We start from the raw sequence: 6,422 nt of genomic DNA on the forward strand, positions 1-6,422 counted from the left end.
AAAAAGGTCTCGCCTAAAGGTCGAGTACCAGCACGTCATTTCTGGCTCGGGAAACGCAAATCATGATCTGATCGTGCTGTTCGTCCTCACGCAGCACCATGTCGCGATGCTCGACGTCACCTTCAATCAGACGGGTACGACAAGAGCCGCAGGTGCCACTCCCACAAGAACTTGGTGTCCGAATACCGTTGTCGCGTAAAACCTCCAGAATTGAACGGTCGGCGGGAATTATGATGTCGATTCCGCTCCGGCCAAGGGTCACCGAAAAAGGCCGGTTTTCGGCGAAGCGACTCTGGTCGACACCGAAGCTTTCAAAATGTATGGAGCCGGGTGGCCAGTGCCCCGTCATGTCCAGCACGCTGTCCATCAACGGCCGGGGGCCACAGCAGTACACATGTGTACCGCTGCTTGGTTTGTCGAAAACAGGCCAGAAATCGTAAGCGTCTGCTGGCTTGCCGAAGTCGTGGTGAATGACTGACGTGTTAACAAATTCGGCCCCCAGCAGCTCATCCCTGAAGGCGGTGAGTTCCGGATTACGGGTGCAGTAGTAAAGTTTGAAGGGGATGACGGTGCTGGCCTTCAGGTGACGCATCATCGATAGGATCGGGGTAATACCGATGCCTCCGGCAACGAAGATGAATTGCCGGGCGTTCTCGGTAAGTTCGAACTCATTTTGCGGTGTTGCCACCGGTAGCAAGTCGCCTATCTTGATATCATCTGCCATGCTCACCGAACCGCCTCGTCCGTTGGCGTCACGCTTGACCGCAATGACATAACGCTCACGTTCTTGCGGGTCGTTGCTCAATGAGTAATTGCGGATGCTTCCGTTGGGCGCCCTTACCCTGAGGTGCGCACCGGCCGTAAACGCTGGCAGATGTATCCCCTGCGGGTGGGCCAATTCGAAGCGGAAAATGCCGCGGGCAATTTCGGATTTAGCGGTCACCTTGAGGCCTGTGAACCCATCATCGAGCTGTTCGGAACTACTCATCGCTGTTTCCTCATTACATCGGATTGCGGATTAAGCACGCCCACGAACCGAGAATTGCGTAGATATCTAACGTTTTTTAGGCGTGCTTCAACCAATCAGGCTGCTTTATCCTATTCGTCGGTCAGTGGCTTTTCGCTCAAGGCGTTAGCTGGCACCGCAATCAGAACTGCCAAACCCCCCGCCAGGACCAGTATCCCGATTATCGTCAGTCCGATTGCGAGGCTGCCGGTAACTGTGTTGATCCAGCCCAATCCGATGGGCGCACAGAACGCTCCGATCTGACCAAGAGAGCTGATCGCCGAAATGCCCCCTGCTGCGGACTCATCATTAAGATAAGCCGGAGGAATCGACCAGATGATCGCTGCGGCGCCAAAGTACGACACTGCAATCATTGCCAGGCAAGTAATTGAAATAATGGCCGAGTCCACAACGTGAGGCAGCAGGCAGGCACCCAAGGCACCGAAGGCGATACTGATAAAGAAGTGCTTACGACGCTCCAGACGAATGTCGGAGCTGCGCGCAATGAGAATCATGGCGATCGCCCCCACGATGTATGGCACGGTGGAAAGCAATCCGACTCGCAGTACATCTTGGATGCCAGTGTTCCGTATGATGGTAGGTGTCCAGTAATTGAGGATCGTGCCACATAGCGGCACGGTGGCCCAACCAGCAGCAAGGACGTACACGCGCGGATCCTTGAGCGCAGCCAGCACAGCATGACGCTTATCGGTAACGGGCTTCTTGCCCGCGCGGTCAGCGGCCAGCGCGTCGAGAATAATGGACTTCTCCTCGTCGTCGAGCCACTTTGCCTGCTCGGGTTTGTCTACCAGATAGAAGTAGGCCGTCACTCCCATTACAGCAGCAGGAAGACCTTCCAGGATGAACATCCACTGCCAGTTTTTCATTCCCATGACGTCAACGAAATGCGTGAGTATCCAACCGGACAGGGGACCGCCGATGATTCCCGCTGCGGCGATGGCCAGTAAGAAGCGCAATGTGATGCGAGCGCGCCTGGCACCTGGATACCAATAGGTCAGATAAAGAATGATTCCAGGCCAGAAGCCGGCTTCGGCAGCGCCCAACAGGGCACGGGCAATGTAGAACTGAGTGGGCGTTGTCATGAATGCCATGGACGCTGAGATCAACCCCCACAGCATCATGATCCGGGTGATCGTCAACCGGGCACCAATCTTTTGCAGGTAAAGCGTGCTGGGTATTTCCAAAGCGATGTAGCCTATAAAAAACAAGCTTACGCCGAGTCCGTAAGCAGCATCGCTCATACCTAAATCGTGCTTCAGGTAAGCCTGCGCGAAGCTGATGTTCACGCGATCCAGATAATTGAGAACCCAAGCCACGAAAATGAAAGTCATCAAGCGTAACGTGACTTTTCTATAGATCTTATCGATGCGCTCATGGTTGCGCTGGAGAAGATGGGGCACGGCATCTGTCATTGTTGTTGTCATTGTGCACGCCTCGGACTTTGTGTAGCGCAGCCAAAGCCTGGGGAGCCTGGCGTGCTTTTTTATTAGGTCTCTAAGATAGTATGGCGATTTTTTTCTGCACGCAATGAAAAAGGAACGATATCTAATTATTTTATGAGCTGACGCATGTGTTTCGACAACGCGTTATGCTTACTCCGCTGACGCGAGTGATGAGAACGGACCTTGATATGACTGCACCAAAGCCCTTGGCCCCCAAACAACCTGAAACCCAGGAAATACTCAGGCATTGGCACGATGTTGTGCCTGATGATCGTCTCGCTCACTTGGTCAAGGATGCAACGCGCGCGCTGATCAGAGCGCTGCAGATGCGATTAACTGAACACGGCGTATCCTTTGGTCATTGGGCATTCTTGCGAATCCTCTGGGAGACAGACGGGTTGACTCAAAAACAGCTCAGCACTCAGGCTGGACTGATGGAGCCTACGACTTTCGCAGCGGTGAAGGCGATGGAAAAACTGGGTTACGTAGCCCGACAGCAGAGGCCGGAAAATAAAAAAAATGTTCACGTTTTCCTCACCGAGGAAGGACGCCGGCTGAAGGATGTTTTGATTCCTCTGGCGCTAGAAGTCAACGAGGTGAGTGTGGCCGGGCTTAAGGAGCAAGACGTCGAAACAGCACGACACGTTCTATTAACAGTAATAGAGAACCTCGCAAACGCTGAAGCGAATTCCATCAATCCGTCTCATCGGGTACCGTCAACGCGGGAGGTTGGACGCATGATCAATGAACGTGGCGAGACTGTTTGTCCGGATTAATGCCGTGTCGCAAACCGTTGAAATTTAGTGCTCCAATCCGTCGGAATAAGACTGTTTCTCAAGCTGAGCGCTGGCGCATCTTCAGATCGCCTCGTCTCCTGGCGTTCCGCTTTTCATACACCTGTGAACAACGTCAGGAAGGCTGTACCTCACCCCCCTGATGAGCGCAGCAACCGGGGCCGCCTCTACGCAGCTTGCCTTCCATTGAAAAACTATGCGCCTTCAACTTTGAGAATACCCAGCAGCACCTGAGCCTCTGGCACCATGTACGCGTTCCTGCGAGTGAACACGGCGATCCTGCGTTTTATTGTGGTTTCCTTGCGTTAGGGCGGTGTGCACCAATCACATTGGCAGGTCTGGTGGAAAGATCCAACCTCTGAGGCAGCCAAGTATCCATATGTAGCGAGTTCATGGCTGCGCCACTTGCTCATCTGGGCGGTGAAAGGGTAATCCCCCTGAAAAAAGTACGCATCAGAAGTAGAATTTTCTCCTGACCGGATCAAGGAAATTTTGCATGAAGACATCGCGTTTTTCAGACAGTCAAATCATGGCCATTCTCAAGCGAGCAGAGGCTGGAACCCCAGCCCCAGAGCTGTGGCGTGAGCACGGCATCAGTTCTGCCACGTTCTATAAGTGGCACACCAAATTCGGCGGCATGGACGCTTCGCTAATGCTCCGTATACGTGAGCGGGAAGAAGAGAACCGGTAGCTTAAAAAAATGTACGCCGAAGAGCGCCTCAAAGCCGAGATCATCCAGGAAGCCATGGCAAAAAAGTGGTGACGCAATCTCGGCGACGAGAGATGGCACTAGAGGTTGTTCGTTCCGGTCGGTGTAGCATCACAGGCTGGTGTGCCTGGCTTTCGTGGTCACTATCCCTGCTATCGCTATCAGCCACGCACGGCGTCTGAAAACTCTGAGATTGCGGATCATTTGATCCGCCTGACATACAACCAGCGAAACTGGGGCTTCGGCTTATGCTTTTTGTACCTGCGCAACGTCAAAGGCTACCGCTGGAACCACAAGCGGGTGTACCGGATTTACCGCGAGCTGGAACTGAACCTACGCATCAAGCCGCGCAAACGTACCATGCGCGAAAAGCCTGAACCACTGGCTGTTCCGCAAGCCAGCAACCAGTGCTGGTCGATGGACTTCATGCACGATCAGTTGTCGGACGGACGCAGCTTTCGGGTTTTCAATCTGATTGACGACTTCAGCCCGGAAGCGCGCAGCATGGAAATTGATTTTTCTCTTCCGGCTGAGTGTGTAGTGCGAGCGCTGGATCAGGTCATCGAATGGCGCAGAAGCCCGCAGGCAATCCGCAGCGATAACGGCCCGAATTTATAAGTGCCAAACTCACTGGGTGGGGCGAGAAACGGGGTATCCGCTTGGATTATATTCAGCCGGGCAACCTGCAGCGAAACGCCTACGTCGAGCGCTATAACCGCACGGTGCGTTACGACTGGCTGGGGCATTATCTGTTTGAATCGATAGCGGACGTTAAGGGTTACGGCACACACTGGATCTCGACATACAATTACGAGCGCTCGAATATGGCACTTGGAGGCATCACCCCTAAAAAGAAGTTGGCCTTAGTGGCCTGACGTCTATCTCTGACGTGTATTAGAAATGGGGGGATTACCATTCGTTTTGCCTGGAGGCGGTTGCGGCCACATTGTTGGGACACAATATTGCCACGCAAGCTGCTGGAGTAGAGTTAGCGGTAGGGCAAACTGGCTAATCCACCATGACCTATCGTTTGTGATTGCAAGTCGATTGGAACAAGAGTTGGTGGCAGACCGAAGTCGGTCGTTTAACTGGCTATTGGAGTGGAGCATACACCTATTGGGAAGGTGATGAGACGGCTGCTAACAATAGCTTGTCCGTCTCACCTGTACTGGTTTATGAATTTTCAGGCCAAAGTATCAAGCTCTACATAGAGTTAGGGATGGTCTGAAGTAGCCCCATGTTTTCCGGCTACTTCGTCATAGGCTTTTTCAAAAACGGTAGCCGAACAAATTGGATCAAATCTGCCGTCTATCTCATGCTTTTTTGCCATTGCGAGCACCTCGCAGCAGCCATTTATTCTATCACAGGCGCACCTCTCCCGCATTGGATAGCAAGTGTCAGCGCGCCATCCATAGGTTCAACAGGGCGAACAGCGTTACCATCTGTACGGTGTTCTTGACCAGACCTCGGAGGCGCACCTGGGTGTAACCAAACTGACGCGTGATCACCCGGAACGGATTCTCAACCTTGGCGCGAACCTGGGATTTGGCTTTCTCGATCCTGCGCATCGCTTTGTACAATGCGCTGCCCTTACCGTGCTTTTTGTAGGTGCTGCGTCGGGCTGCAACCTGCCAGATGACTTGGCGTCCTGTATGTTCTTCGTGCTTCTCGACTCCGGTATAGCCAGCATCAGCGCACACTACGTTTTCCTCGCCATGCAGCAATTTATCGACCTGCGTGATGTCTGCAACATTAGCTGCTGTGACCACCACGCTGTGCACCACGCCTGACTGATCGTCGACACCGATATGCGCTTTGGCGCCGAAGTAATATTGATTGCCCTTCTTCGTTTGGTGCATTTCGGGATCGCGTTTGCCATCTTTGTTCTTGGTCGAACTTGGCGCGTGAATGATCGTCGCATCGACGATGGTGCCTTGTCGCAACGACAGCCTACGATCACCAAGATACCCGTTGATCACACCTAATATCCTGGCGGCTAACTCATGTTTTCCAGCAAGCGGCGGAAGTTGAGGATGGTGGTTTCGTCAGGGCTACGCTCCAGGCTCAGCCCGGAAAACTGGTGCAGGATCGTGGTTTCGTACAGCGCCTCCTCCATCGCCGGATCGCTGTAGCCGAACCAGTTCTGCATCAGGTGCACGCGCAGCATCGCCATCAATGGATAGGCCGAACGACCGCCTTCGCCCTTTGGGTAATGGGGTTCGATCAGGGCGACCAACCGCTTCCAGGGCACTAGCCGATCCATCTCGATCAGGAACAGTTCCTTGTGGGCCTGTTTGCGCTTACCGGCGTACTCGGCATCGGCGAGGGTCATTTGCTTCATCGGAAAACTCGGCGACAGGCGTTCTGGGGATTTTGCCAAATCAGGAAGTCTTTTTCAGGATTTCCCTAACCTCGTCTGTATACAATGCTGCCGGGTAAAGTTCTAAATT

General features: G+C 53.4%; 3 protein-coding genes and 3 pseudogenes. 3 read left to right on the forward strand and 3 right to left on the reverse strand.

What is annotated here, in order from left to right; translation table 11 throughout:
• Positions 1-13: 13 nt before the first annotated feature.
• Together HX803_RS28100 and HX803_RS28105 are read right to left on the reverse strand one after the other, a co-directional pair.
• Complete coding sequence (locus tag HX803_RS28100) at positions 14-988, reverse strand: PDR/VanB family oxidoreductase (protein WP_038850250.1); 975 nt, start codon at positions 986-988, stop codon at positions 14-16.
• A gap of 110 nt (positions 989-1,098) precedes the next feature.
• On the reverse strand, positions 1,099-2,439 hold the full coding sequence (locus tag HX803_RS28105; RefSeq protein WP_235165507.1) for an MFS transporter: 1,341 nt from the start codon (positions 2,437-2,439) through the stop codon (positions 1,099-1,101).
• 218 nt (positions 2,440-2,657) lie between these two features.
• Here HX803_RS28105 and HX803_RS28110 point away from each other — a divergent pair, with 218 nt between their 5' ends.
• From HX803_RS28110 to HX803_RS28120, 3 genes and pseudogenes are all read left to right on the forward strand, one after another.
• The gene (locus HX803_RS28110; protein WP_050572493.1) at positions 2,658-3,245 is read left to right on the forward strand and encodes a MarR family winged helix-turn-helix transcriptional regulator; all 588 of its coding nucleotides are present in this window, start codon (positions 2,658-2,660) and stop codon (positions 3,243-3,245) included.
• Between the two features lie 514 nt (positions 3,246-3,759).
• Positions 3,760-4,847 (forward strand): annotated as a pseudogene (locus tag HX803_RS28115) (IS3 family transposase).
• 50 nt (positions 4,848-4,897) lie between these two features.
• Positions 4,898-5,194: pseudogene (locus HX803_RS28120) on the forward strand (acyloxyacyl hydrolase); the annotation flags it as partial.
• A gap of 175 nt (positions 5,195-5,369) precedes the next feature.
• On the opposite strand, the pseudogene HX803_RS28125 reads toward HX803_RS28120, so the two are convergent.
• Positions 5,370-6,313: pseudogene (locus HX803_RS28125) on the reverse strand (IS5 family transposase).
• Positions 6,314-6,422: the final 109 nt, after the last annotated feature.

The organism is Pseudomonas sp. P7548, assembly GCF_013386585.1.
Classification (GTDB): domain Bacteria; phylum Pseudomonadota; class Gammaproteobacteria; order Pseudomonadales; family Pseudomonadaceae; genus Aquipseudomonas.